This window comes from Hansschlegelia beijingensis, from assembly GCF_014196425.1.
GTDB lineage: Bacteria > Pseudomonadota > Alphaproteobacteria > Rhizobiales > Methylopilaceae > Methylopila > Methylopila beijingensis.
In genome coordinates this window covers 519140-544306 of the sequence record NZ_JACIDR010000001.1, presented here as the reverse complement: position 1 = coordinate 544306, position 25167 = coordinate 519140, and the positions used below count along the sequence as shown (strand labels likewise).

Genomic DNA, 25167 nt, shown 5'->3' with positions numbered 1-25167 from the left:
CCGCCGCATGGGCCCTGCGGGACGCACCGCGAACGACGGGGCCGCGTCTCAAAGCCCGGGCACGATCGGCGCGATGCACTATGCGACGGCCGGGCTAGCCGCCAACTCAGCGGCCGTCCGCGGCGAGAGCCGAGGCCGGCTGACGGCCGTGCACGCCGCCTGGAGAGCCGCCCAATAAGGGCGTCACTCCCGGAACCGTTCGAAAGCGCGGCCGGCTGGTGCACCCAGTCGGCTGGTCGCCACCCGAACTGACGTTAGGCCCAGAAGAATGAGTTGGCGTCGCGCCTTTGATCAACAGATGGCGAGGGAATTGGAGGAACGCCGCGCGTTTCTCTCCAAGCCGACGACTGAACGGTGGCGTCTCCGCACGGTCCGGTTCGCCCTGATCGTGGTTCCGTCGGCCGGGCTCGCAGCGATCTTCTTGTGGTCCGACATGCCGAACTGCGCCGCTGCCTCCGCACTGTTCGGCTTATTCGCGCTCGTCTTTCACCGCGTGCGAGGCGATGTTCCAGCTTCAAAAGAGATCGGAAGCGATCGGGCGCGGCAAAATTAGTGACCGGCGCCACCTCCGCTTCCTGCTCAGCTCGGACAGGGACGGAGGTCCGGGCCGAGCTGACGCCAGAGAAGATATCGCTTCTGCTGCGGAACGCCGCCGCGGCTCCTGGTGGATCATCCGAGAGGATGTCGAGGCCCAGGAAGAGCTCAAGGCTACGCCGCCGGCGGGGCATGGGTAAACCATAGCTCCTAAGAAGACGCTCGTCAGGCGCGTGAGGCGGCGCATGTGCCATCCGCATGGTCTTGTTGTGTGTTCAAAGGGCTGTCGCCGGGTCTTTGGGTTCCCGCAGCTTGCGTTCGTCTGGAAACAAGCGCGTACTTGAAGGCATGTCCAAACTCGAAACATGCCTCGGAGCCCTCACCAAGCTGGGGCCATTAGATCTGCCGATCGGCCAGATCGCCATCAGCAAGTTCCTGACCGGCTATGCCTCGAACGCCGCTTCTCAGACCAAAGGGCTTCGGCTGCTGGAGGTCTCTTTCTTCCTGCAAGCAGACGGCAGCGCCGTAGCCGACCTTGTCCAAGCCGCGATCGCGAGGCGCCTTCGGGTACTGAGCCTCGCTCCACATTAGCGGCCGGTTGCAGATAAATGCCCGATGGAAGAACGGCGATTAACGCTGCTTGGCTCACCTTCCGTGTGCTAAGGTCAGCGTTCAAACTAAGAAAAAGATCGAGCCATGGCTGACCAGCCAAACCAGCACTATGACAAGAACGACAAAAATCCCGCTCACATAGAAGATCGCATTCGCGAGCTTGCGTATAGCATGTGGGAACAAGACGGAAGGCCGGAAGGAAGGGCCGAGCTATACTGGGGGCGCGCCAAAGCTCAGCTGGAGGCTGAGGGGAAGTCCGCTTACCCGCCCTCTCAGTCCAGGGCAAACCGAGACTAACCGCCGCCGGTCTCCGCAGGATCCCCGTTCTCATCCACGATTCTGAACGTCACCCTGCCGAGATTGGCGTCTCGCCTTCCAAGATAGGCATGAGCGCCCGCCCGCGCGGCGTCTAGCGTGGGATAGGCCCCAGATAGCCGCTGCGACAGGAAACCGTCGTCAGTGGGATCCGATAACTCGATTATCTCGACGTGGTAGGTCATGCCCATATCATGCCACGCCGGCCGTTCCGCTTCCACGCTCACTCATCGCCCGCAACAGGTCAGCAGCCGGTCGTCGGCAGCCGCTTGGCGCCAGGAGGCGACATTGAGGTCGGCGCGGAAACACGACACCTCGGACGCAGTCCGTAAGCGGCCCATAGCGCCGCTCCGCCAGCTCCAGGTGCTCGTGCACCGTTTCAGGGGAGACCCCTGCTGCCCAACGCCGCGGCGGCGGCGCTGACGGACCAGGCGGGCCGCGCCGCCTTCGCCCAGGTGTTCTCGCGGCTTGTCCAGCGGCTGCCAGGGGCACCCTGGCCCAAGACGCCCGACTATCTGGACCGCTTCAAGCTCGCGGACCTCGTCTAGACCGGCTCCGCCAGCTCCAGATAGCGGCAGAAGGCGTTGACCAGCTGGATCTGCCGCGGGGTGCGGCAGTCGGCGGCGAGCAGGGCGGGCGACGCCGCCAGCACGCAGACGCACTTGGCGCGCGAGGTGGCCACGTTCAGCCGGTTCAGGCTGTAGAGGAACTCCATACCCCGAGGCGCATCCGCATGGCACGAGGTCGTCATCGAGTAGATGACGAGCGGCGCCTCCTGCCCCTGGAACTTGTCGACCGTACCGACCCGCGCGCCGGGGAGTCGTTGCTGCAGCTCGAAGACCTGGGCGTTGTAAGGCGCGATCACCAGCACGTCCTCCAGGCGGAGGGGATGCGACTGCCCGCGCCGGTCCACCCAGATGGGGGCCGCGGCGAGGAGCTCGCGCACCAGCGCGGCCACCCGCTCGGCTTCCTCCGGGGAGGCGTTCTGGTTGCCCTCATGGAGGACCGGCAGGTAGCGGAGCCCTGCGCCGCCAAGGCTACCGGCGCCCTCCAAGCGCATCCCCTCCAGCCCGGGGCGCGACTGCAGACGGCCTTCGTAGAAGACCTCCGAGGTGAAGGCGCAGATTCGCGGGTGCAGCCGCCAGGTTTCGTCGAGGAAGAGCCCGCGCTCCGGCGGGATGGTCTGGCAACCCTCAAGGAGGTGGTGGAGGGCGGAGGCGTCGGTCCCGTCGGGGTGGCTTCCTTGCAAGGGCTGATCGAGCTGCTGCGGGTCGCCCAGCAGAACAACGGTCCGCGCGCACTGGGCGACCGCCAGCACATTGGCGAGCGACATCTGGGCCGCCTCGTCGACGAAGAGGACGTCGACGCTTTCGAAGGCCTCGGGCGAGGCCCAGAGCCAGGCGGTCCCGCCCGCCACCGAGCAGTCGGACCCGAGGCCCGCGAACACCTCGCCATTCACCTTGGCGAAGCGCAGCCGCGCCTGGTTCGGCTCCATGACGTCCGGCTTCTGCAGGCAGATGACGTCCACCGACATCTCGGCGGCGGCCACGAGCACCTCGTCGATCAGGTTGCGCACAACCTTGTGGCTGTTGGCGGTGATGGCCACGGTTTGTCCCCGGTCGACCAGCCGGCAGATCATCCGCGCCGCCGTGAAGGTCTTGCCGGCACCGGGCGGGCCCTGGATCGGCAGCACGCCGGGTCCGAGCGCGTCGGCCAGCCGGAGAGCGGCGTCCAGGGTCGTTTCCCCGGGCTGTTGGACAACCCCGCCTCCTGAAGGCGGTGGCGCGCGCAGCAGCAGGTCTCGGGCGGCGCTGTAAGGGCCCGCGCCCGTGAGCCCGTTCTCGGCCACATAGGTCCCAAGGCGAAGCAGCGATTCCTGCAGCACCTCGACGGGCACCAGCTTGTGCGAGAACACCGCGTCCGCATGGACCGTGGCGGTGTCCTTCCGCTTCTTGATGTCAACCCACCGGGCCTCGACCGAGATCGCCTCCACTTTGCCGAACTTGCCGCCGCCGCGGGATCGCAGTTCCTCGCCGCCGCGCAGTTCCGTCTCCTGCGGCGGGAAACGGTAGCGGTGGATCGGCGCCGCGGCCGTGCCGCCGGCGGCCTCGACGAACTCCAGGCCGGAGATGGCCGCCCGCTCCTCCAGGAGGTCCTCCGCCGTCAGGTCCGCCAACCTGAAGAATTCCCACCAGACCGCCTTCTGCTCCCTCCGATGCCAGTCGAGCATGTGGGCCAGGAGCCATCGTCCCTGCTGCTCGGCGCTCCGCGCTTGCGGATCGTCCGGCACGCCTTGGAGGAGCGCCGCCATGACAGGCGCGATCCTCGCGGTCCAGGCCGCCACACCCTCGCCTGCCTCCCCCACGACCGGCTCGGGCCGGGGAACCTCCACGCCGGCGGCGACGAGTTCGCTGCGGCGCGCCTCAAGCCAGTCCCGCAGACGCCAGGTGGAAATGCAGTCGTCGCGGTTGTAGCCCTCCACCTCGGCCCGTTCCGCTGGCCCGATAGCGGCCGTCTCGCCAAGTTCCAGGTGCGCCTGCAGCCGGGCCAGGGCTTGGTTCGCCACCACCAGCGGCACCTCGCGCGTGAAGCCGTAGAGGGGCTCCAGCTTCTTGATCGAGTAGCTTTCGACGCTGGCCCGGATGGCGCGGCGGGTGACCGCATAGAGGTCCACGAAGACCTGCGCGCGGAGCAGGCGGTCCAACGCCTCCTCCCGCGTCGCGTAGCGGCCCATCAGCCGCTTCAGCGCCGCCGGCTCGTAGGGCGCGAAGTGATAGACGTGCAGGTCCGGGTAAGTCTCGAGCCGCTCGAGGACGAAGTCGATGAACCCCTCGAACGCCTGCCGCTCTGCGTCTCGCGAGAGCGCCCATGCGGCGCGGTACTGCTCTGCGCCGTCCGCCTCGGCCCAGGCGTAGCCGAAGAGGTACTCGAGCCCGGCCTCACCGACGAACGGGTCGCCCTCCAGGTCGAGGAAGATGTCGCCTGCGCTGGGCTCCGAAAGGCGCGGGAGCCCGCACTCGGCGGAGACCGGCAGCAGCTCGTAGAGCAGAGCGCCTGCCGTGCGGCCCTCCAGCTGGATGCGCGCCTGCTCGCGGATGCGCTCATAGGACTCCCGCGCGCCGCGCTCCGGCCGCCACGGAAGGGGCGTCGGCAGGGCGGCCAAGGCGCTGGCGGTCTCGACGCCGTGGGCGCGAAGCTCGTTGTGCTGGATCTTGCTGATCCCGGCCACCAGCGAGAGGTGATCGTCCTCCCGCCGCCGCGCCTCGCAGGCGAGCCGCCACCGGCAGACGTCGCAATAGGTTGTGGGGTCGGGGTAGGTCGCGCCGGGCCCGCCGGCGACAGCGTCCTCCAGCCCCGCCTTCACGCGCCTGTAGTAGGCGGCGTAGTCGGCCAGTCGGAAGGGCTCCGGGGTGTAGTCCGTCCACGGCGCGACGATGTAGGCCGTCTCCGGCCACGCGCCCTGCACGGCGGCCAGCAGGTCGGCGTAGAGGCAAAGCTGCAGCACCGACCCTGCCTTGGTCTCGCGTGCCAGCTTGGCGTCGAGCGGCTCATAGGACCAGCCGCCCAGTTGGCTCGGCCGCTCCACGCGCAAGAGGATGTCGGCCCGGCCTCCCCAGGCGCTATGGCGCAGCGCGCCCTGCACGATGACCGCCGCACCAGCCCGCATCGCCTCGACCGTCCGGGCGACGGCGGCGGCGTCCACACCCACACCGTCGATGGCGACCACCCCCAGGCCTTGGGCGCGCAGGCTGTCCACATAGCCCTGCTCATGGCGCGCGCCCCGCTCGCGCAGGAGATCGAGGAGCGGATCCCAAACCTGTGGGCGTTGCAGCTGGCGATGAGCGCTCGCGCGGTCCAGCTCCGTGAGGTGACGGCAGTTCAGATGGCCGACGAGGTCCGAGGCGCTGAGCAGGAGTCGGCCGTCTTCGAGCTGCATTGGGATCGATCCGGTCTTGTGAGCTCATTGTGATCTCAGCTACTGCCCGCCCAGGCTACACGGTACAACGGCGCAGGACACACTTGCCCGCTCCTGAGACGCACGAGCCGTAATCTTCCGCATGCGCTATTTGGCGACGAGGCGGACGCCCCCGGCGGCTAGGATCGGGCCCTTAAGAAAACGCCATGCCGACCCCAGTCAGCTCCTTCGCCTTCGACGAAAGCGCCTCCCTGGAGGACAATCTCGCACGCTTCGCCGCGCACTTGACCCAGGCCGACGCTGCGCTCGGCCCGGAGCTGGCGAAGCACTTCGCCGCGATGGCGGCGGACACTCACGACGAGGAGGCCGTCCGGGACCTCCTGGCCGCGACATCGCCGTCGCCGCCATCCTCCGCCGTGGCCGCCCCTGGGCCGGCAGCTACGCCTCAGCCTGCTCCTACGCCGCCGGCAGCTGGACCGTCGCCGCCAGCGCCCAACCCGATCACCGGTTGGCTGTTGGAGGGGATTAGCATCGAGGGCTTCCGGGGCGTGAACAACGAGGGCAAGCCGCTTGACCTGAAGTTCCACCCCAACAAGGTCAACAGCGTCGCGGCGGTCAACGGGGTGGGAAAGAGCTCCGTCCACGACGCCGTTCGCTACGCGATCACCGGCCGCCTGCCCTGGCTGGAGGACCTGCCCGCTGCGGAGCGCGAGGGCGACTACTACCTCAATCGCTTCCACTCCGGGCGCAAGGCGACCATCAAGCTGCGGCTGGTCGCCGAGCCCACGGGCGCCAAATGCGAGATCACCGTCGTCCGCGACGATCAGGGAGTCCGCACCGTCAGCGCGCCGGCCCCCTGGGACGCGAACGCCATCCTGGCCGGGCTGGATCGGGAGTTCGTGTTCCTCGATGGCCCAACCTTCCGGCGGTTCATCGCCGACAAGCCGCTGGAGCGTGGACGCACATTCGCAGGGTTGCTGGGCCTCTCCGCCTACAGCGCCCTGCGCCAAGCCCTGGCCGGTCTCGCCCACGCCAAGGCCTTCAACAACCACTTCGAGGTGACGGCCAGGACCCAGGCGCTGGCGCGCGAGCGCAAGGCGGCGGCGGACGCCAATGCGGCGCTCGCCACGGACTTCGAGCTCCATGTGGGCGCGTCCCTGCAGGGTCTCGGCGACGCCCAGGCCCAAGAGCGATGCCTCGACGCCCTGGCCCAGATCGCGCCGCTGAAGGGGCTGTGCGAGGCCAAGACCTTCGGCGAGGTAGATATCGAGGGCTGCATCGAGGCCATCAAGGCGGCCGAGGGCGGCCCTAAGCGCGAGCGACTCTCGGCCTGCCTGCGCGAGCGCGCCGAGCTCGGCAAGCTCAACCTGGAAGCCCCGTCCACGGAGCGCGCGAAGCAGCTGGTCAGCCGCGCCGCCGAACGGGACGAGGCCCTCGCCAAGACCGCGGGCGACCTCATGCTCCAGCTGTTCCAGACCGGAGCAAAGGTGGTGCAGGATCCCGACTGGACGGATCCGAAGATCTGCCCTCTCTGCGACAGCTCTGCGCCCCACGACCTGCGCCACCACCTCGCCGCGAAGCTTGCCGAATTCAGCCTGCTGGACCAGGCCGCGGAGGCTTGCGGCGTCGAATGGGGCGAGGCGGGCTGGGCGGAGCTGACCGCGCTGGAGGCGGAGCTCCAAGCCGCGCCCGAGGCGAGGCTGATCGGCGCGCTGCATCCGCGCGCGGAGGCGGGCGCTATCACGCGCGAAGAGGCCCAGCAGCTCGTGGACTGGCTGCAGGCGCTGCGCGAGCAGGCCCGGTCCCGCGAAGAGGCCCTCGCCACGGAACAGACGCAGCTCGAGAAGGAGCTGCCCCAATCCTCGGTGGAGGTCACTAAGAAGATCGAGACCGCGCGCCGGCTGCAGGACAACTGGCGCAAGCTCGCCGCGGCGCAGGCGGAAGTCTCGCGCCTGCTGGAGCAGGAGGGGCGCGTCACCCGCGTCAAGACCTTCCTCGACTTCGCGTCCCAGACCTTCGGCGTGGCGGAATCCAATCTCAGCAAGGCGCGGCTGGCGGCGGTCGAGCCGGTCTTCAAAGACTACTATAAGCGGATGTGGTTCCTGGGCGTCGAGCCTGCCGTGGCCAAGCGCGCGAGCAGCGAGGACCTGCAGATCCGGCTCGCCGACTTCCACGGGCAGTCGAATGTCTCGCCCCAGGCCGTCCTCTCGGAGAGCTTCCGGAACGCGTTCTCGATCTCCCTCTACCTGGCCGCGGCCTCGCTCTTCGGCGGGCTGCCGAAGTTCATAATCCTCGACGATGTCACCTCGAGCTTCGACGCCGGCCACCAGAACTACCTGGTCGAGCTGATCCGGACGAGCTACGCGAGGCCCGGCAATCCGTGCGGCCCGCAGGTGATCATGCTCAGCCACGACACCATGCTCGAGAAGCTGTTCAACAAGCACTGCAACTTAGGGGGATGGTGGCATCAGCGCCTGGAAGGGACGCCCAAGTTCGCCGTCCTCCCCCAGGCGGGCGCGGTCAACAAGGTCCGTGAGGGCACCATCTCTATGCTCCAGGCTGGCCAGGTGGACAACGCCAAGGAAGGCCTGCGCCAATACCTGGAGTACCGCCTGAGCGACCTGATCAGCCGGCTGCGGATCCCAGTGCCCGTGGACGTCGCCTTCAACGACAACAAGCAGCTGGCCGGCGAATTTCTGAAGGCCCTAGAGGCCGCCGTGAAGCTGCATCAGGCGGCCGGGATCCTGGTGCTGGAGCCGGCGCAGGTCGCGGGCCTCAACGCCAACTTCTTCACCATCACCAGCAACTTTCTAAGCCACTGGGGCACGGGCCAGACCCTAACCTTCACCGGCGCTTCGCTCCTCGGAGTCATTCAGGCCATCGACGACTACTGCGAGTGCTTTACGTGGGAGCCCACGCCGGGCGCCCCGCGCGTCTACTACCGGTCGCTTCAGCAGAGGTGAGCGAGGCCCTTAGGCTTCACAACCTGAGGTTACAGTTGCTAGCGTCGCCTTGGGGAAGGAGGGCCGCATGCAGAAGTTCGAGCGCAACACAGAGCCGCCGCCGAAGTTTCTCCTGGAAAGGGAAGCCCAGGTCGCGCGCGAGGACCTGCAGCGGCTCTTCAGCTCCGGCGCGGAACGGCAACTGCAGACGGCGGTCAACCGCCGCCCGAACCTGGACCACGTCTCCGTCAGGGAATCCCTGAGGCGGCTCTTCCGGGGCAGGTGCGCCTTCTGCGAGGCGCCGGATCCCATCACGCCCTACCGCTTCAGACCCGCCAGCGAAGCCCTGCCCTTCCAGCCCCGCACTGGCCATCTCTACTACGCCTGGCTCGCGGAGGCCTGGGAGAACCTTTACCCGATCTGCGAGGGTTGCCGCCCCGAACAGCCCGACCTGTTTCCGGTGCGCGGCTCGCGGGCGCCCGTGCCGACGCCCAAACAGATCGAGCGCTATGTGGAGGAAGGGGCCGGCCTGTGGCGGGACTATCCTCCTCGCGAGCGGCCCATGCTCATCGAGCCCTGCGTGCAGCAGGATTTCGTGTCCCACTTCCATCTCCAGGAGGACGGCCGCGTTGTCGGCAAGACGGACCGCGCGAGGTTCACGATCCAGCAATTCAGGCTCCATCGCCCGAAGCTCGTCGATCAGCGAGCGACGGCCTTCGCCAGCTATCGCGCCCGCCTGCTCCGGCTCCTTTCCATCGACGGGGAGGACGCCCCAAGGCCGCCGGACACCCCCGAGGTGTTCGACTTCCCAGCCCTGCCCTTCGGCGGCGGCTGGTATCTCCTCCTTCGCCGGGTCGCCGGCGAACTGGCGCGCCGCGAGGGCGGAACGCCGACCCTTTCGCCCGCCCGCATCGCCGCCTTCCTGACGTCGCCGCGGCGGCGGGTCTCAGCGACCGAGCTGACGGCCGCCTTCGAAGCCGTCCGGGAACTTGATGAGGCGGGGCCGCCCCTCGAGCCCGTGGCGCAGGACCTCACCCACAGCAAGGCCCGCCTGACGCACGTCAGCATCCGCAGGTTCAAGGGCCTGGAGTCCCTGGACTTTCCGGTTGGGCTCAATGCGGCCGACTCCGATCCGGAGGCGCCCACGCCGGCGCTGCTGATCCTCGGCGAGAACGCCGCGGGGAAGAGCTCCATCCTCGAGGCCATCGCCCTGGCCATGTGCTCCGGTCTGGCCTGGGAAGGCCTAAAGCTCGATCCGTCGAAGCTGCGCCTGGATCCGGCCTTTATGGGCGTCGACCAGGCCCGACCTGTGCCATCTGCGGAGGTGGTGCTGTCGTTCGACGACGGGGAGGAGCGACGGCTCGTCATCGATGCGCGCGGCATGGCCGCCTCCGGCCGGCAGGACCGGCCGCCGGTCTTCGCCTACGGCGCCTACCGCCAGTACTTGGACGGTCGCCGGCGCTATATGCCCGCCCGATCCATCGCCAGCCTGTTCAGGACGGACACGCTGCTGTCCAACCCGGAGGAGTGGCTGCTGGGCCTGAAGGAGGACCGCTTCAACATGGTGGTCCGTGCCCTTCGTGAGATCCTCTCCGTGGAGGAGGATTTCGAGGTCCTTCGTCGTGACCCGGCCCGGCGGCGTTGCCTCGTCGTCACGGCGACCCGCGGCCCCGACGGCCGCCTCGTCGAGACGCAGACGCCCCTCGGCCTGGTCTCGTCCGGCTTCCGCTCCGTCCTCGCCATGATCTGCGACATCCTCGAAGGCCTCATGGACGAGCGGGTCAACCCGGTCTTCAACACCTTCGCCTCGGCCCGCGGCGTCGTCCTCGTGGACGAGGTCGAGGCGCACCTGCACCCACGGTGGAAGATACAGATCATGACCGGGCTTCGCCGGGCGCTGCCGAACATGACCTTCATCGCCACGACCCACGACCCCCTCTGCCTGCGCGGGATGGCCGACGGGGAGGTGCTGGTCCTGCACCGGATCGCCGGCGCGGCCACTGACAGGACCAGCCTGCCCATCTTCGTCGAACAGCTCACAGATCTGCCGAACGTGGGCGCGCTTACGGTCCAGCAGCTCCTGACATCGGACTTCTTCAGCCTCTTCTCCACCGACGAGCCGGAGACGGAGCGGAGGCTTGCGAGCGTCGCCGACCTCCTCACGAAGCGCGCGGCGGGCAAGCCGCTGGACCCTGAAGAGGCGGCGACGCTCTCCCAGTTCGAGGCGGAAGTCGCTTCGGCCCTCCCGGTGGGCGCCACGGAAGTGCAGCGCCAGGTGCAGCAGGCCGTCGCCGACTACCTGAAGCTCAAGCGCGAGCAGTCTAGCCAGAGCCTGCGGGAGCTTCGGGAGGACACGCGGCGCCGGATCGTCAAAGCGCTGGAGGGCGTCTAATGCGAAGGGCGAGCCGCGGCGTCTCTCCGCCTCCCCGCGCCCTGGCCGTCCTCGTCCAGGGTCAGACCGAGCTCGAGCGCGGCAGGGCGCACTATTCCGACCCCTACGATCCGAAGACCGGCAGCTTCCCCTTCGCGGTCTACAAGGCCGCAGAGGTGAAGGGTCGCCTGGAGGACCTCTTCCACGGCAAGTGCGCCTACTGCGAGACCGTCTACGCCTCCAGCGCCCCGGTCGACGTGGAGCATTTCAGGCCAAAGGCGGCGGTGGAAGGCGACGACCAGCATCATGGCTACTGGTGGCTCGCCATGGTGTGGGAGAACCTCCTGCCGAGCTGCATCGACTGCAACCGTCGCCGCCGGCAGGTGACCCCCACCGGCAGCGCCAGCCTCCAGACCCTGGACGAGAACAGCCGGACGCTCGGCTCGTCCGCCGTCCTGTCCTCGGGCAAGAAGGACGCCTTCCCCATCGCGGGGGTTCGGGCGAGGTCGGAGAACGACCCTCTCGCCGGGGAGCAGCCGCTCCTGCTGAACCCCTGTGACGACGATCCAGAGGAGCACCTGCTCTTCTACACCGAAGGCACCAACCCCATCAGCCTGGTCCTGCCCCGGCCCGACGCTGCCGCCACGCCGGATCCTGAGGCCGGCGATCCCGCCATCAGCCAACGCGGCGCAGTCTCGATCCAGGTCTACGGCCTCAACCGCCTGGGCCTCGTCCAGGAGCGCACGCGCGTCCTTCGCCGCCTCGAGTTCCTGGAGATGCTGATCATCGAGCTGGGCAAGCTGGCAGAAGACCTGGAGACCGGCGCCACGGGGGCCATCGTTCCCGTGGCGGTGAAGCGGCTGCACTTCCTGCAGGACCAGATCTTGGCGGAGCTCAGGCGAATGGCGGCTCCCCAGGCGCCGTACTCCGCTATGGTGAAGGTCTGGATCAGCCAGCTCCGGGAGCGGCTTTCAGCGGCCCCATGAGGTTGCAGCGGGTGACGGCGGCGGCGCTTGGCCCCACCGCTGCGGAGCACAGACTAGCGCCGTCGAGGAGACCTGCCCCTTGCCTGCCATGAGCGACGCCGAGCTGGCCGACGCCGTCGCCGAGGGCTGCTTCGGCGCCATGACCCTGGACACAAGCGTCTTCGACCAGTTCGAGTGCAACCTCGACTACCGGGCGCTGCGGTCGCTCGGACCGGTGGCCTCCCAGCATGGGGTGGCGCTCATCTTCACCGATGTCACCGCGCGGGAGGTGCAGGCGCACATCGCGCGCGCGGCGACCGACCAAGCCGCCAAGCTCACCGCCGCCCTGAACCAGTACCGTAAGGCCTGGCGCAGGCCCGAAAACGAAGCGTCGGCGCTGACGACGACCTGCAGGCCGACCCCGCAGAGCTGGCGCAAGAGGAGTGGGAGTCTTTCCTGAGCGCTGTCGGGGGGACGGAGATCAGGTGCGAGGGGTTGGCAGGTCGGCCCATTGCTGCAGCGCTACTTCAGCTCCCAGCCGCCCTTCAGGGGCGCGGTGTCCAAGAAGGCCGAGTTCCCGGACGCCATAGCCCTCCTGGCTCTCGAAGCTTGGGCAGAGCAGCAGGACACCACCGTCCTCGCCATCAGCCGCGACGGCGACTGGCGGGCCTTCGCGGAGGGTTCGACGCGCCTCGTCTGCACGCCCAACTTCACCGGCGCGCTCAACCTCTTCAACCAGGCCGGACAGCGAGTGGTGCACCGGGCGGTGGAGCTGCTCAAGGCCGGCCAGGCGCCGGACGTGGAGCACGACCTCAATATAGCGATCCAGGCCTGGCTGGACGAAGCCGACTTCGAGGTGGAGGCGCGCTCGTCCTTCCACTTCGAAGCGGAGCCCGAAAGCGCCTCTCAGCAGACCTGGACGATCGCCTCGCCCCCGCAGGTGCTGTCGCTCGAAGGCGACGAGGTCACCTTCTCGATGGAGCTCGACTGCCTGATCCGGTTCGTGGCGCAGTTCGACCTTTCGGTCCGCGACAGCATTGACGGGGAGTATGTGCGCCTGAACACCCAGTCGGACGACGTTGAGAGCAGCCACCGCGTCAGCGTCAGCGTCACCATCAACCGCGCCTTGGATCCAGAGCCCTCCGCCGTGGAGGTCGAGGTTAACCGTCGCCGCCTGCACGTCGACTTCGGCAACATCGACCTGCGTTGGAGCTACGAGGACTGAGCCCTCCCGGCCCGGGCAGGGCGGACCTGGGGACGATAAGCCCTACTGGCATTGCGCTTGGCCCCTCTCGCCCCCGCCAGAGCCCGCCGAGGTGCGGCTGCTTGCGGCGGTAGATGTGCGGCACGACAAGGGCTGGACCTGGCACATGTACCTGATGGGACGTCCAGGCCCCCGCAAGGGCGAGCCCGGCCACATCGACGTGCTCGGCGTCTCCGTGCCGTCCTGGTTCATGCGGTCGGAAGAGCCCTACCATCGGCTGGTCAGCGACGCCCTGAGCCGGCTGCTCGCGGCGGCCAGCATCAGCTATTCCACCCAGGTCCGGCCGGTCCTCGCTGGGGATGACGGCGACTTCATCTCCGTCGGCTACTTCAGCGCCGAGCCCGTGCCGAGCGCCTACGGGATCGGCATCACGTTGCCTGAGGGCCTGCCTCATCGTTGGGACCTCAACGGCCTGCTCACCCTCGCGGCTCAAACGGCCGAGCATTCGGACGCGCTCGCCGCGCTCAGGGAGGCCATGCGTCCCGAGATCCCCCGCCACTACCGCTTCCTGGCGCTCTACCGCGCATTGGAGCTGCTCATCGTGGACAAGAAAAAGCGGTCGAAGTGGCTCGACCGGTATGAGAATGAGATCCGCCGCCTGGACCTCGATCCGCAGGCGTTCCGGAACTACGCGCCGCGAATGCGCGCCCGCTGCGCCCACGGTGCCGACATCGGGCGCGAGCGGGGCATCTTCGGCATTGTGTCCGGAGGCGTGCCCCGGGAGCCCTTTGACCTCCTGCTCCAGGCGGTGCTCGACAGGCTGGGCGAGCTGACGAACATGAAGATGTTTGTGCAGAAGCCAGAGCACGCCACGAGCGACGCCCTCGCCGAGACGCGCAGCTAGCGTACCGTCCAGCCGGCCAAGCTGGCAAAGCAGGGCCTCGGGGCGCCGGGCCCCGGAGCGCCGAGCTCAGCCCCAGATCGTCTGCGGGGACATCTGCTCCCTTGCCCTACAGCAGACCTCACGAACATCCGCTGAGGGTCAACTGGCGCCGATCGCCGGAAGCGCGCTGGAATCGGTGAACCCATCGCCACCCGATGACCCCTTTTCACTGCGGCGCGCCAGTCATCGCTTCGACCGCGTCGGCGATCGGCGTCGGTCCGCCCGTGACCTCCAGGATCAGCCGCTTGAGGTGGGGCGCCCTCAGAAGCGCGACGATCGTGGCCGCGACGTCGTCACGCGCGATCTCGGTGTGGGTCTTCGCAAGGCCCAGGTCGACGCGGCCGGTCCCGGGCTCGTTCGTCAGGGCGGAGGGCCGCACGATCAGCCAGTCTAGGCCGGTCAGGACCAGGTGGGTCTCCGCCTTCTTCTTCTGGACCATGTAGCGCTCGAACGCGGCGTCCATGCGCCGCTCGCGCCACGCCTCGGGGAAGACCGAGACGAGGACGAAGCGTCGAACGCCCGCGAGCTTCGCCGCAGCGGCCAGTTTTCCTGGTCCGTCGCCGTCGACCTGGGTGGTCGCGTCGTCGCTGTCCCTGCCGCCGGCTCCGGCGCTGAACACGACGGCGTCGGAGCCGCGCATGGCCTCCGCCAACTCGTCGACCGACATCGCGACCAGATCGCCTGCCGCGGTTCGTACGCCGCTCGCGGCCAGCGCCGCCGCCTGCTCAGGCCGGCGCACGAGACCGGTGGGTTCGTCGCCCGCCTCGGCCAGTTGCTCCGCGACCCGGCGTCCCACGCCGCCGGCGACGCCGATGATGAAGACTTTCATGTCTGCTCTCCTTTTCAGAGTGTCGCGGTCGCTGGCGCTCTGTTCGGCGGCGGCCGGACGGTTCGGTGACGGGGTTGAAGACGAGGCTTGCGCTCGGCGTCGTGGCGCTCGGGCGACGGAATCGGCAGGGCGGCTCGACGTCTCGGCAGGCACCCCGGGACTCTTGGACCGCGCCCCTCTCGTCGCAAAAAGCTCCGAGAGAGCCCTTGAGCGTTGAAGCGCCCCGCTCCGTAAAGAGAAGCGCTCCGTCTTTCGCTCACCTGGGCGTTGCGTCCGCGCTTTCGATGAAGGCCACGACCTCGTCGGGCTGGGACATCATCACGGCGTGGCTGGCCTTCAGCTCCTTGATCGTCGCGCCGATGCGCTTCGCCATCCTGCGCTGGGCGGTCGGGGGCACCATCAGATCCTCCGTCGCCACGAGGTAGTGGCTCGGCTTCGACTTCCAGGCCGCCGTGGTGACCGCGCCGCCCACCGCGCCGATGCCCCAGGGATTCTGCGCGTTCGCCATGAACGCCGTCGTTCCGGCGTCCACATCCGCCGCAAAGGCGGCTGCGAACTTGGTCGGGTCCACGATCAGGAAGCCATCTGCGGGCGGCAGCAGCGGCGCCTGCGGTTCGCCGGGAACCGGCTTCTCGGCCAGCGTCGCGACGGACTCTCCGACGTCCGGCGCGAAGGCCGCGACATAGACGAGGCTGCGGACCTTGGGATCGTCGCCGGCCTCGGTGATGACGGCGCCGCCGTAGGAATGGCCGACCAGAACCACCGGGTGCTTCGCCTTCGCGATCGCGCGTCTCGTGACGGCCGCGTCGTCCTTGAGCGTGATCGTCGGGTTCTGGACCACCAGCACTTCGTAGCCGTCTCGGGTCAGCCGGTCGTAGACCGCGCGCCACCCGGAAGCGTCGACAAAAGCGCCGTGGACCAGAACGATGGAGACCGGCTTCTCCGCGGCCTTCGCGGGAAGAACGGCCGCTGCGGCCATCGCCAAAGCGAGGAGGCCTGAAATCTTGCCGAACATGACGAGTTTCTCCTTCTTGCCTTCTTCAGGCGACTGAAACGGGGTTGAGGACGAGGGCGGTGCGCTCCGCCAGGCCGCCGACGGCGGCGGCGTAGTTCTGGAAATGCGGGGTGGCGCGATGGGCCGCGACGGCGTCGTCGTGGACGTAGAGTTCGTCGATCACGAAGCGGTCGGAATCGGCCTGATCCTGCCAGAGGTCGTAGCGAAGGTTTCCGGCCTCCGCCCGGCTCGGAGCGGTCATGCCCTCAAGGAGGGTCCTGAGCTCCGCGGCCTTGCCCGGGTGGGCGACGAGAATCGCGGTGATCTTCACGTGACGGGACATGGTGACGTTCCTCTTGCGGTGCGTGGGGGTGAAGGCGGGGCGCAGACGGAGGCGCCCAGCCGGTCATGCGCGTGCTCATGCGGCCGCGCGGCGGCCGCCGAGCGCTTCGATCAGCTGCGCGGCGATCTGGTGATCCGAGGCCGGGTTCTGGCCGGTGATCAGCTCGCGATCGACGACCACGTTCGGCGCGAAGTCCGTCGCGACGACGTTCACCTTGCCGCCGGCGAGCTCCAGGGCTTCGGGCATGTTGAAGTGCAGCCTGCCCTTGAGGAGATGCTCCTCGGCGACCCGCTCCTCGCTGGCCGAGAACACGGTCATGGCGTAGCCGGCGTAGGGCCAGTCGCGCGCCGCGTCGGTCGCGGCTTCCCTGTCTTCCTGGATCAGCGCGGCGCGGAACGCGCGCGCGTTGGGCAGCGCCGCCAGAAGCGCGATCGGGCCGTGGCACAGCAGGGCGGTCGGCTTGCCGGCGTCGTGGAAGCGGCGGAGGATTTCGCCGACGTCCGCGTCCTGCATCAGATCGACCGCCGGCGCGTGTCCGCCGGGAACGAATACGCCGGCGTAACCGTCCAGGCCGTCGCGCAGCACGGACGCCAGCGTGCGGACCTGATTCATCGACGGGTGGTCGGCGTAAAAGCTCCTGGCGCGCTGATAGGATGCCGCGTCGCCGCCGAAATGGTCCGCGGTATCCGACGCCTCGTCGATGTGCGGCTTGGTTCCGTCCGGGGTCGCGAGCACGATGTCGTAGCCGGCCTCGAGCAGCGCCATCGCCGGCACGACCGTCTCGTTGAGGTACTGGCCGATCTCCGCCGAGCCGCCGCCCTGGAGCTCGATCCGGGTGGCGTTGGAGCCGATCACGAGAACTGTGGCGTTTGTCATCTGAGCCTCCGTCTGAGTTTGGCCGCGGTCGCTGCGGGCAGACGGAATGTGGCTCAGCACCACATATTACAGAAATTTATTTCCTTAATCTTAGTTATGTGCTTTGCGTTATAACTGATGCGCTACGACCTGAACCTGCTGCCGATTTTCGTCGCCCTGATGGAGGAGCGCAGCGTCACCCGCGCGGCGGACCGACTCGGCATGACCCAGCCGGCGCTTTCGAACGCCCTCTCGCGCCTGCGCGTGATGATGCAGGACCAGCTCTTCACCCGTGAGCGCTACGGCGTTCAGCCGACGCCGATCGCGCTCGAGCTTGCGCCGGTCATCGCGGAGGCCCTAGCCCGGCTTGACGACGCGGTCCTCGGCCAGCAGGACTTCGACCCGGCGAATGCCGAACGCTTGTTCGCCATCGCGCCCAACGGCTACGTCGAGTTTGCGATCGTGCCCGCGATCATCGCTCGGCTCGGGCGTGACGCTCCCGGCGTTAAGCTGCGCCTGATCCCCTATGGAAACGACCTGGTGGAGACCGGCGTCAGCTCCGGCGCGACCGCGCTTGCGCTCGGCCGCATCGTCGATCCCCCCGACAATCTGGTCGTGACGCACCTGCTGGACGACGGTCTGGCCTGCGTCGTGAGGACGGATCATCCCGAGATCGGCGACAGAATCAGCCGCGAACAGTTCGAGCGGCTCAAGCACATCAACGTTGTGCCGCCCGGCCGTATGCGCGCCGGCCTGTTCCAGGCACTGTCGCAGCAACAGCTGAGGCGCGACGTTGCGATCTCGGTCACGAACTTCTTTGCCGTCGTTGAGATGATCGCCGTCACCGACTACTGCGCGACGCTGCCAAAGCTGATCTGCCGCAGGGTGGCGCACGATCGGAGGCTGAAGGTTCTGCCTGCCCCGGTCGACCTCGGGACCTTCCCGGTCGAGATGGCATGGCACGTGCGCTATCGGCACGATGCCGCGCACCGCTGGCTGAGATCGCTGATCGGCGAGGTGGCGGCGAACCTGACGCCCGGTGATTGAACCAATTGATGGTGCGGCAGCCATCCCTGCTCCGATGCCGCGCGAGTCGCCCGTGACGAGAACGCGTTTGCCTGCAAATCTCTTCGGTTCGGGTCGTGCGGGTTCCGGACCGGCGCGTTCTGGTCCCGTGCGGTAGCCGCATCCGCGAGCATGACCGCCGACGCAGCTCCGGCAGACGATCTAAGTACAAGATCACGTCGGTTGACAGAAGAGTAAGACTTATTCTGCATGCTTATCTTCATCATGGTCGCCAAGCAAAAACGGCTTACTGAATGCCTCGATCAGGCGCGAGACGAAGACGAGCATGCCGGGAACTTCGCCTATATGCAGATCCGATCAGAGAAAGGCAGGATCGTCTAAGGCGCCCGAGTCCGTCGCGTTGGCGCCGGTTGTTAGCCGGAACGCCCCGACCACGTAGGGGGCGGGCAAGCACAACAGACTTGGCCCGAGACCTGTCAGAGGTCCGGATTCAGACCGCGGACCGGACTTACGCTTTCGAGAAGCGATGCGACGTTGAGGATCGTGGACTCGGCCAGCCAACTTCCGACGATCTGAACGTTAATCGGGAGCCCTTCCTGGCTGCTGCCAAACCGCATCGAAATACCCGGCAGGCCCGTGATGTTGAGTGGGACTGTCGCGCCCTGCAGGTAGGTTGCGTCGACCTTTTGCCCGTTGATGACGAATTCTGCCTGTCCATGCTTGTGCGCAGGCAGCGGCAATACGGGCGTGACCAGCGCGTCAAAGCTTCGGAAGTATTCGGCATAGCCGTCGCGCAGGCGCTCGGCGGCCTGTTCGGCGGCGATGAAGTCCTTCATGGACGTGTCAGGCAGCGAGAGCATTGTCTTTGACATCTTGTACATCTGGTCTTCGTGCCCGGCAGTCGCCGCGGCGAACTCGGGCTTCATCTCCATCACGTGCAGCCGGTTGAAGACGTCTAGCGCAAAGTCCGTCTCGAGCGCGGGAATGCGGACGGGTTCGACGTGGAGGCCGAGGCTCTTCAAAGCTTCAGCCGCTTCCTCGACTGTCCTGGCGACTTCAGGGTCGATCGGACCGAAGCCCGGCTCCACCAGCCAGCCGACACGGAGCTGCCGATAGGGTTGACGCCCGATGCCCGCGTCGAACTGTCCGGCGCTGGTGGCGAAGGCATCCTTTCCGTCCGGACCTGCAAGCTGCGAAAACGCGAGAGCGAGGTCGCGAATGCTGCGCGCCATCGGGCCCACGTGCCAGAAGCGGCGCGGCGCGCGTGGATAGACGCCGGTCATCGGCACCCGCCCATGCGTCGCCTTGAGCGAGACGATGCCGGTCTGCGCGGCCGGGCCGCGAACCGAAATGGCGAGGTCCGTGCCGAGCCCGATCGGCGACATACCAGCTGCGATTGCGGCCGACTCGCCCCCGCTCGATCCGCCGGGCGTGCGGGTCACGTCCCAAGGATTGTTCGACCTACCGGAAAGAAGGTTGTCGCTCTCGATCCAGTAGGAGAATTCGGGAAGGTTAGTCTTGGCGAGCAGGATGCCGCCCGCCTTCTTCATTCGCGCGACGCTCGTGGCGTCTGTCTCCGGGATGCGCCCCTCGAAGATCGGGGAGCCGCGCTGAGTGAGGACGCCGGCTGTGTCGATTGAATCTTTGACTGTGAACGGAACGCCGTGGAGCGGTCCGACGTCGTCGCCGGCCAAGATCGCGGCCTCCGCCTTCCTAGCGCCCTCAATTGCGCCGTCTGCGAGGGCGACGATGGCGTTGATCTTCCGGTCGACCGTTTCAATCCGCTCGAGATACGCCTTCACGACTTCGACCGGCGACACCTCCCTGGTGCGGATCCGTTCGGCCAGTCTGACTGCGTCCGAAAAAATAATGTTCTCGCTCATCTCTGTTTCCGATCGGCAGCTTACTGCTTGTTTAGAGCCTGCGGCGCCGACGGCTGTGCCTGCCGGTCGGTCATCGACACCGCTGCCGTCTACTCGCCGAACTCAGATCGGCTTTGCGTTCGGATCGGGTTCGCGAAGATCCTTCAGCGTGGCCGTCCCGCCGAACAGGGCTAGGCTGATGTTCGAGACGTCCCTGAAGATGATGTAGGCCGGCACCCGTCCGGTCTGGCCGGAGGCGTCACCAAGGATCTTGGTGGCGCGCTCCATGAAGAGCTCCTTCGCCGTCGCGTCGAAGCCGCCCTCGAGGACATTGACGAGAAGCGTTGCAATCTTGGCCGTGGCGCGCTTGCCGCCATGGTAGATGTCGCCGGCGGGGAGATCGCAGACGTGCAGAAAAGTCGTGCTGCGCACGAAGTCGGTGCGGGCGAGGCGCTCGCATTCGGCACCAAGATCGGTCAACTGTTGGGCGATTGCATCCTTGGCGGCTTGGTCGAAGGTGCCTTCGGCGGCGCTGAGGAACATGATGGGCATGAGGTATCTCCTGTGATCCGGCTCAGTTGAAATCGGTGACGACGACGAAGCCCTCTGTCTTAAAGCTCGGCATCCGATCGAAGACGCTCTGGACGTCCTTGAGCCCGACCTCCTCCGTTATCAGTTTGCTTGGTTGAAGCTTGCCGCTGTCGACCAATCGCAGCAGTTCGGGATAGTCGCTGTGCGGGTTGCCGAGCGTGCCGACGAGCGACCACTCCTTGAACACGAGCATGTCGATCGGAAGCGTTATCTCGCCTCGGTCATCCTGCGTGGTCAGGCCGGCGACGCACAGGCGACCGCCCTTCGCCAGCGTATGCAGGGACGTAAGAGTCGAATTCTGTCCACCCATCGCGTCGATCGCGACGTCAGCGCCCCGGCTTCCGACGAGCTTGTCGAGGCTCTCGCGAACCTCAAAGGGCGTGAGGCCGGAGGAATTGATCGCGTAGCTCGCGCCCAGCGCCTTGGATGCTTCCAGCGCACTGTCCTTGGTGTCGATTGCGACCACCAGGGCGCCCATCGCCGCCGCGATCTGCACCGCGGATCTGCCGACGCCTCCGCAGCCGACCACCACGACGGTTTCGCCGCCCTGAACCTGCGCACGCGTCTTGACCGCCCGGAAGGACGTCATGTAGCGGCACCCCAGTGCGGCGGCGTCCTTCTCCGTGACGTTCTCGGGCAAAGCCACGCAATTGAGGTTCGCGTTCGGGACCCGGGCGAACTGAGCGAAACCTCCGGAGCCCTGGGTGGTAAACCCCCAGGCAGGATTGTCGCAGAGGTTCTGCAGCCCCTTGCGACAGTAGGGACAGTCTCCGTCGGCGTAGTTGAACGGCACGCAGACGCGCGTGCCGGGCTTGAGGTGCCTGACGTTCGCTCCCACACGCTCGACCACGCCACCGATCTCGTGACCGAGCACGATCGGAAGCGGGAGCTTTAGCCCGCCCCAAGTCCAGTCGCCGTTCCAGACGTGCCAATCAGTCCGGCAAATGCCGGACGCTGAGGGACGAACGAGAATATCATCGTCGCCGATGTTCGGGATCGGTATGTTCTTGACTTCCATCGGCCTACGTAGCTCTTCCGCTACGACTGCACGCATCGTTTCCATAACTGTCCTCTTTTTCCGCGAGCGGCTTTCCGTACTCTGGTTGCCTAGCCTGTATCGCAATGCGCGATCCACGCTGCTTGCACAGAGCGTTGATGAAAACCTGCTCGTCTTTGGAGGACCTGTCTCGTTAAGCGGCGTAAACTGGTATAAATTATGCGCTTCACCCTCGATGTCGCGGTTCCGTCGTTTGGTGGAGGCTGGTTCCAGCTAGGCCTCGCCGGCTTGGCGTGCGGACTGGCGCGATCATGGCTGGGGGAGCGGAAACGCCATGTCATCACCTGAGGATCTGACACCGCCTGGCGCTCCGGAGAACGCGATCGCCGTTACAGATAAGTACGCGCCCGAAGAATCTCAGTATTTCTTTGGTCCGTTTCGTTTTGTGCCTCACACACGACTTCTGTTGGCCGACGGGCAACCAGTTACGATCGGCTCTCGCGCTTTTGATATATTAACGTTACTCGTTGCACGTGCCGGAAGCGTTGTCTCCAAGGAGGATTTGGTACGCCATACCTGGCCGAACACGTTCGTCGAAGAACACAACTTGAGGGTGAACATCGCCGCCCTGCGCCGCGCGCTCGCTGCAGTCGCGCCGGGAATGGCGTTCATCGCCACCGAAATCGGGCGGGGTTATCGTTTCGTCGCTCCGGTCAGCGTCGAGACCATGGTGATCGCGCCCGTCGCAAACAGTCCCGCGAACCTGCCCAAGGATCTCGGCGTTATCGGCCGCGCCGACGACATCGAGGCAGTGGTCCGGCAGCTGGCGACAGCGCGGCTTGTGACGATCGTCGGCGCAGGCGGCGTAGGCAAGACCACGGTGGCCGCAGCTGCTGCGCGCCGGGCGGCTGCGCTTGGGCAAACTGTAACCTTCGTTGATCTCTCGACTGTTGGCGATCCGCAGTTGGCGCCCATCGCAATCGCTGCTGCGCTCGGCGCCGCGACCTATCCCAATGCACTCGACGCCGCCGTCGCCGCGCTGCGCCTCCAGCCGGGACTGGTCGTACTCGACGGCTGCGAGCATCTGGCGCACGTCGTCGCCGTATCGGCGGAGCGCCTTCACAAGCTAGCGTCGGCCGCGAGCATCCTTGCGACCAGCCGCGCGCCTCTTGGCCTCAGCCAAGAGCACGTTTACTGGCTCCAGCCGCTTGCCAGCCCCCGGCCGGACGTGGCGCTAAGGGTGGACGAAGCACTCGCCTTCCCCGCGATCGAGCTTTTCGTGATCCGTGCGCGCCAGCGGAACGGTTATGAACTGTGCAGCGGCGACGCGCCGGTCGTCGCCGACATCTGCCGCCTTCTCGACGGCATTCCGCTGGCGATCGAGCTCGCCGCCGCGCGGGTAATCACCCTGGATCTCACAACCATCCGCGCCCTGGTGTCGAACAGCCTCGCGCTTCTCGCGCATGGCCCCCGCAGCGCTCCGCTGAGACAACAGACACTGACCGCGACGCTGGATTGGAGCTATAGCCTGTTGTCGGAAGACGAGGCGCTCATTCTGCGCAGCGTGTCGGTGTTCGCCGGCTACTTCGGCGCCGACGATGCGATCGCCGTGGTCGCGAACGCGCACCTTTCCCCGCCGAAGTCGCGGCCGGCGTCGCGGCACTGACAGCGAAATCCCTCATCACGAGCGACTATCGCGGGGGCACCCTTCGCTACCGCCTTCTGGAAAGCACGCGGGTCTATGCGTCAAGTCGCCTGCGGGCCGCGGGCGAGGATCGCGACTGCGCCCGCCGGCATGCGCGCCATCTGCTTGCGGTTTTCGAAAGAGCCGAAGCTGAATGGCATTTCCGTCCGACCCGCGACTGGTCAGTTCTCTACGCAGGCCGGATCGACGATCTTCGCAAGGCGCTCGGTTGGGCTTTCGGCCCTTGCGAAGACGCGGACCTCGGACTGCGCCTGACGAGCGCCGCGATCCCGCTTTGGGATGCGCTGTCGCTCGTCGGAGAAAGCCGATCTCATGTCGCCCGCGCGCTCGCCCTGTTAGAAGATAGGAAGTGCGGCGACGGCTCCATCGAGGCGAAGCTGCGCGCGTCGCACGCATGGGGTCTGACACGCGAAGAAACGCTCGTGCCCGAGATCGAGGGCGCATGGGAGCGCTGCATCGAACTCGCCAAACGCGTTGGGAACGCGGACATCCAGCTGCGCGCGCTTTGGGGCTTAGTCTACTACCTTATCTACTCGGGTCGTCATCTCGAAGCGTTGTCGCCGCTCGACCGTTTCGCCGAGGTCGCGACACGTGAGGACGCCGCAGCGCTTCCGGATGGCGAGCGACTTCGCGCGCTCGCGGAGTTTCAAGCTGGCGAATTAAAAGCCGCGCATCGTCGGCTCGAAGCGCTGGCGCGCGGCCATCACGCCTCGTCGCCGCGCGTGAAGCTAGGCCGGTTCCACTTCGATCTCACAGTTGGGATCCGCAGCACCCGGTCACTCACGTTCTGGCTTTTGGGATTCCCCGATCAGGCGGCGCAGGCCGCCGCGGAATCCGTGGGCATCGCGCAATCGATCGAACACGGCATGTCGGTCGCCAATTCGCTCGTCGCGTCAGCGCTCCTAGTGGCGCTTTGGCGCGGAGATCTGGACGAGACCGATAAGTATCTCGCGCTTCTCGACGACACCGTTCGTCGCAACGACATCTGGATCTGGCGTCCACTCGGCCGCACGCTCACAGCTTGGGCCGCCACGGAGCGCCGCAGCCCGGGTTCGATCGAAACGCTACGCTCCTCGATCGCCGAACTTGCAGGGGGGCGGTTCCTAATACGCGTGCCGTTCTACCGGAGCGTCCTCGCCGAGGCGCTCGCGACGAACGGTCAACTTGTCGAAGCGCAGAGGGTGATCGCCGCGGCCGAGGCAGGCGTAGAAACGCAGCGCGAAGGGTGGTGCCGTCCTGAAGTGTTGCGGGTCGCTGGCGTCGTGCGCATGCGAGGCGGCGACACGGACGGCGCCACCCGCCTGTTTGCCCGCGCGATGGCGGATGCAGAGGCGATCGGCGCCAAGTCGTGGCAGCTTCGCATCGCCGTCAGCATGATGGAAATGGGCCTTCAGCCCGACGCGACGGAAAGGCTCGAGCGCCTGTACAGGCAATTCGACGAAGGATTCTCGACGCGAGATCTGGCTCGCGCAAGCGCGCTGCTGTCGTCGGTGAGGACCAGCCTTCCCATGGGCAAGCGCTCCGACCGCTCGTAAGCCTGGACCGGCTGCCAAGGTATCGGCACCCTTCGCCTCCAGCGTGTCCGGCGCGATGTAATGCCGACCGACGCTGCACTCCTCCTGCCACTGCAGCATGGCGTGCGGCGTCAGCTCGGTTCCGTTGTCCGAGGACAGGTCAGTTTTCGGGCAACCAGTCTACCGGAAGCGGACCTGGCGAAGGTCCGAGACGGGTCAGAAGCAGACAGTTACTTCTATATCCCTCTGATCAGCTTCAGCCATTTACGATACCGAGACGCCTTCGGCGCTGGTAGTCCCGCATCACGACAGCGGCGCACCGCTTCCCTGTGTGCCTTTGCAATGGCGCCAGACCTCAATGGGCGGTTGGCGAGCAACTCATCGGTGACGCCTTGCAGAATCGCTCGCCGAAGCTGGCCCTGCGTCTGCGACAGCCGGCCGGCGCCGCGCTGCCACCGGTCGAGCTTCATCAGTTGCCTGGCCGTCGGCGCGGGCTTGACGTCGCCGCTGTCGGAGCCGGCCTGATCCCAGCCAGAGAGCCAGCACCGAGCCTCGGCTCGATGCGCCAGTTCAGATGGGACGATCCTGGACTCACCGGCCGCCTTTGCCGCGCGCCCCGCGGCTCTCTGCGCCGCCAGATGACCACGGA

The 25167-nt window shown here is 67.0% G+C and carries 20 protein-coding genes; 12 read left to right on the top strand and 8 right to left on the bottom strand.

Annotation, left to right across the window (positions count from 1 at the left end; translation table 11 throughout):
- The first annotated feature begins 268 nt into the window (after positions 1-268).
- The 3 genes from GGR24_RS02475 to GGR24_RS17895 all read left to right on the top strand — a co-directional run bounded on the left by GGR24_RS02475 (position 269) and on the right by GGR24_RS17895 (position 1443).
- Positions 269-553, top strand: a complete 285-nt coding sequence (locus tag GGR24_RS02475; protein ID WP_183393703.1) for a hypothetical protein — start codon at positions 269-271, stop codon at positions 551-553.
- A 329-nt stretch (positions 554-882) separates the two neighbouring features.
- Positions 883-1125 (top strand): hypothetical protein, encoded by a 243-nt coding sequence (locus GGR24_RS02470; RefSeq protein WP_183393702.1) that lies wholly within the window; start codon positions 883-885, stop codon positions 1123-1125.
- 105 nt (positions 1126-1230) lie between these two features.
- Complete coding sequence (locus tag GGR24_RS17895; RefSeq protein WP_183393701.1) at positions 1231-1443, top strand: DUF2934 domain-containing protein; 213 nt, start codon at positions 1231-1233, stop codon at positions 1441-1443.
- Between the two features lie 562 nt (positions 1444-2005).
- Here the strand turns inward: GGR24_RS17895 and GGR24_RS02460 are convergent.
- On the bottom strand, positions 2006-5398 hold the full coding sequence (locus GGR24_RS02460) for a TM0106 family RecB-like putative nuclease (protein ID WP_183393700.1): 3393 nt from the start codon (positions 5396-5398) through the stop codon (positions 2006-2008).
- A gap of 185 nt (positions 5399-5583) precedes the next feature.
- On the opposite strand from GGR24_RS02460, the gene GGR24_RS02455 reads away from it, so the two are divergent.
- The 6 genes from GGR24_RS02455 (at position 5584) to GGR24_RS02430 (ending at position 13763) form a co-directional block, all read left to right on the top strand.
- Positions 5584-8340: a hypothetical protein gene (locus GGR24_RS02455; protein WP_183393699.1), complete on the top strand. Its 2757-nt coding sequence runs from the start codon at positions 5584-5586 to the stop codon at positions 8338-8340.
- Positions 8341-8407: 67 nt separating this feature from the next.
- Positions 8408-10711, top strand: coding sequence for an AAA family ATPase (locus GGR24_RS17460; RefSeq protein ID WP_210286007.1), 2304 nt, complete (start codon positions 8408-8410; stop codon positions 10709-10711).
- Positions 10711-11676 carry an HNH endonuclease family protein gene (locus GGR24_RS02445; RefSeq protein WP_183393698.1) on the top strand — a complete coding sequence of 322 codons (966 nt, stop codon included), beginning with the start codon at positions 10711-10713 and terminating at the stop codon, positions 11674-11676. The genes GGR24_RS17460 and GGR24_RS02445 overlap by 1 nt, the downstream gene beginning before the upstream one ends.
- Before the next feature lie 79 nt (positions 11677-11755).
- Positions 11756-12115, top strand: a complete 360-nt coding sequence (locus GGR24_RS02440; RefSeq protein ID WP_183393697.1) for a PIN domain-containing protein — start codon at positions 11756-11758, stop codon at positions 12113-12115.
- A 51-nt stretch (positions 12116-12166) separates the two neighbouring features.
- On the top strand, positions 12167-12880 hold the full coding sequence (locus GGR24_RS02435) for a PIN domain-containing protein (RefSeq protein WP_183393696.1): 714 nt from the start codon (positions 12167-12169) through the stop codon (positions 12878-12880).
- A 91-nt stretch (positions 12881-12971) separates the two neighbouring features.
- The gene (locus tag GGR24_RS02430) at positions 12972-13763 is read left to right on the top strand and encodes a hypothetical protein (RefSeq protein WP_183393695.1); all 792 of its coding nucleotides are present in this window, start codon (positions 12972-12974) and stop codon (positions 13761-13763) included.
- 205 nt (positions 13764-13968) lie between these two features.
- Here the strand turns inward: GGR24_RS02430 and GGR24_RS02425 are convergent, their stop codons facing one another.
- From GGR24_RS02425 to GGR24_RS02410, 4 genes are all read right to left on the bottom strand, one after another.
- The gene (locus tag GGR24_RS02425; protein WP_183393694.1) at positions 13969-14631 is read right to left on the bottom strand and encodes an NAD(P)H-binding protein; all 663 of its coding nucleotides are present in this window, start codon (positions 14629-14631) and stop codon (positions 13969-13971) included.
- A 256-nt stretch (positions 14632-14887) separates the two neighbouring features.
- Complete coding sequence (locus GGR24_RS02420) at positions 14888-15610, bottom strand: alpha/beta fold hydrolase (protein ID WP_246397985.1); 723 nt, start codon at positions 15608-15610, stop codon at positions 14888-14890.
- Between the two features lie 61 nt (positions 15611-15671).
- A complete protein-coding gene (locus GGR24_RS02415; RefSeq protein ID WP_183393692.1) occupies positions 15672-15968 on the bottom strand; it encodes a putative quinol monooxygenase in 297 nt (98 codons plus the stop codon).
- A 75-nt stretch (positions 15969-16043) separates the two neighbouring features.
- Entirely contained in the window at positions 16044-16844 is an 801-nt protein-coding gene (locus tag GGR24_RS02410) for a type 1 glutamine amidotransferase domain-containing protein (RefSeq protein WP_183393691.1), read from the bottom strand.
- Positions 16845-16961: 117 nt separating this feature from the next.
- Here GGR24_RS02410 and GGR24_RS02405 point away from each other — a divergent pair, with 117 nt between their 5' ends.
- Entirely contained in the window at positions 16962-17870 is a 909-nt protein-coding gene (locus GGR24_RS02405) for a LysR family transcriptional regulator (protein ID WP_183393690.1), read from the top strand.
- Positions 17871-18325: 455 nt separating this feature from the next.
- Here the strand turns inward: GGR24_RS02405 and GGR24_RS02400 are convergent, their stop codons facing one another.
- The 3 genes from GGR24_RS02400 to GGR24_RS02390 form a co-directional block, all read right to left on the bottom strand.
- Positions 18326-19732: an amidase gene (locus GGR24_RS02400; protein ID WP_183393689.1), complete on the bottom strand. Its 1407-nt coding sequence runs from the start codon at positions 19730-19732 to the stop codon at positions 18326-18328.
- Positions 19733-19834: 102 nt separating this feature from the next.
- Positions 19835-20263, bottom strand: a complete 429-nt coding sequence (locus GGR24_RS02395) for a hypothetical protein (protein ID WP_183393688.1) — start codon at positions 20261-20263, stop codon at positions 19835-19837.
- A 22-nt stretch (positions 20264-20285) separates the two neighbouring features.
- A complete protein-coding gene (locus tag GGR24_RS02390; RefSeq protein ID WP_183393687.1) occupies positions 20286-21320 on the bottom strand; it encodes an alcohol dehydrogenase catalytic domain-containing protein in 1035 nt (344 codons plus the stop codon).
- 313 nt (positions 21321-21633) lie between these two features.
- Between GGR24_RS02390 and GGR24_RS02385 the strand changes: the two genes are divergently transcribed.
- Positions 21634-22965: an ATP-binding protein gene (locus GGR24_RS02385; RefSeq protein WP_183393686.1), complete on the top strand. Its 1332-nt coding sequence runs from the start codon at positions 21634-21636 to the stop codon at positions 22963-22965.
- 461 nt (positions 22966-23426) lie between these two features.
- Positions 23427-24539 (top strand): hypothetical protein, encoded by a 1113-nt coding sequence (locus GGR24_RS02380; RefSeq protein WP_183393685.1) that lies wholly within the window; start codon positions 23427-23429, stop codon positions 24537-24539.
- Positions 24540-25167 lie beyond the last annotated feature (628 nt).

What these genes read in the sequence shown, in the direction of transcription:
- GGR24_RS02475 (WP_183393703.1), top strand. Translation starts at nt 269, where the DNA reads ATGAGTTGGCGTCGCGCCTTTGATCAACAGATGGCGAGGGAATTGGAG.
- GGR24_RS02470 (WP_183393702.1), top strand. Translation starts at nt 883, where the DNA reads ATGTCCAAACTCGAAACATGCCTCGGAGCCCTCACCAAGCTGGGGCCA.
- GGR24_RS17895 (WP_183393701.1), top strand. Translation starts at nt 1,231, where the DNA reads ATGGCTGACCAGCCAAACCAGCACTATGACAAGAACGACAAAAATCCC.
- GGR24_RS02460 (WP_183393700.1), bottom strand. Translation starts at nt 5,398, where the DNA reads ATGCAGCTCGAAGACGGCCGACTCCTGCTCAGCGCCTCGGACCTCGTC.
- GGR24_RS02455 (WP_183393699.1), top strand. Translation starts at nt 5,584, where the DNA reads ATGCCGACCCCAGTCAGCTCCTTCGCCTTCGACGAAAGCGCCTCCCTG.
- GGR24_RS17460 (WP_210286007.1), top strand. Translation starts at nt 8,408, where the DNA reads ATGCAGAAGTTCGAGCGCAACACAGAGCCGCCGCCGAAGTTTCTCCTG.
- GGR24_RS02445 (WP_183393698.1), top strand. Translation starts at nt 10,711, where the DNA reads ATGCGAAGGGCGAGCCGCGGCGTCTCTCCGCCTCCCCGCGCCCTGGCC.
- GGR24_RS02425 (WP_183393694.1), bottom strand. Translation starts at nt 14,631, where the DNA reads ATGAAAGTCTTCATCATCGGCGTCGCCGGCGGCGTGGGACGCCGGGTC.
- GGR24_RS02420 (WP_246397985.1), bottom strand. Translation starts at nt 15,610, where the DNA reads ATGGCCGCAGCGGCCGTTCTTCCCGCGAAGGCCGCGGAGAAGCCGGTC.
- GGR24_RS02415 (WP_183393692.1), bottom strand. Translation starts at nt 15,968, where the DNA reads ATGTCCCGTCACGTGAAGATCACCGCGATTCTCGTCGCCCACCCGGGC.
- GGR24_RS02410 (WP_183393691.1), bottom strand. Translation starts at nt 16,844, where the DNA reads ATGACAAACGCCACAGTTCTCGTGATCGGCTCCAACGCCACCCGGATC.
- GGR24_RS02405 (WP_183393690.1), top strand. Translation starts at nt 16,962, where the DNA reads ATGCGCTACGACCTGAACCTGCTGCCGATTTTCGTCGCCCTGATGGAG.
- GGR24_RS02400 (WP_183393689.1), bottom strand. Translation starts at nt 19,732, where the DNA reads ATGAGCGAGAACATTATTTTTTCGGACGCAGTCAGACTGGCCGAACGG.
- GGR24_RS02395 (WP_183393688.1), bottom strand. Translation starts at nt 20,263, where the DNA reads ATGCCCATCATGTTCCTCAGCGCCGCCGAAGGCACCTTCGACCAAGCC.
- GGR24_RS02390 (WP_183393687.1), bottom strand. Translation starts at nt 21,320, where the DNA reads ATGGAAGTCAAGAACATACCGATCCCGAACATCGGCGACGATGATATT.
- GGR24_RS02385 (WP_183393686.1), top strand. Translation starts at nt 21,634, where the DNA reads ATGTCATCACCTGAGGATCTGACACCGCCTGGCGCTCCGGAGAACGCG.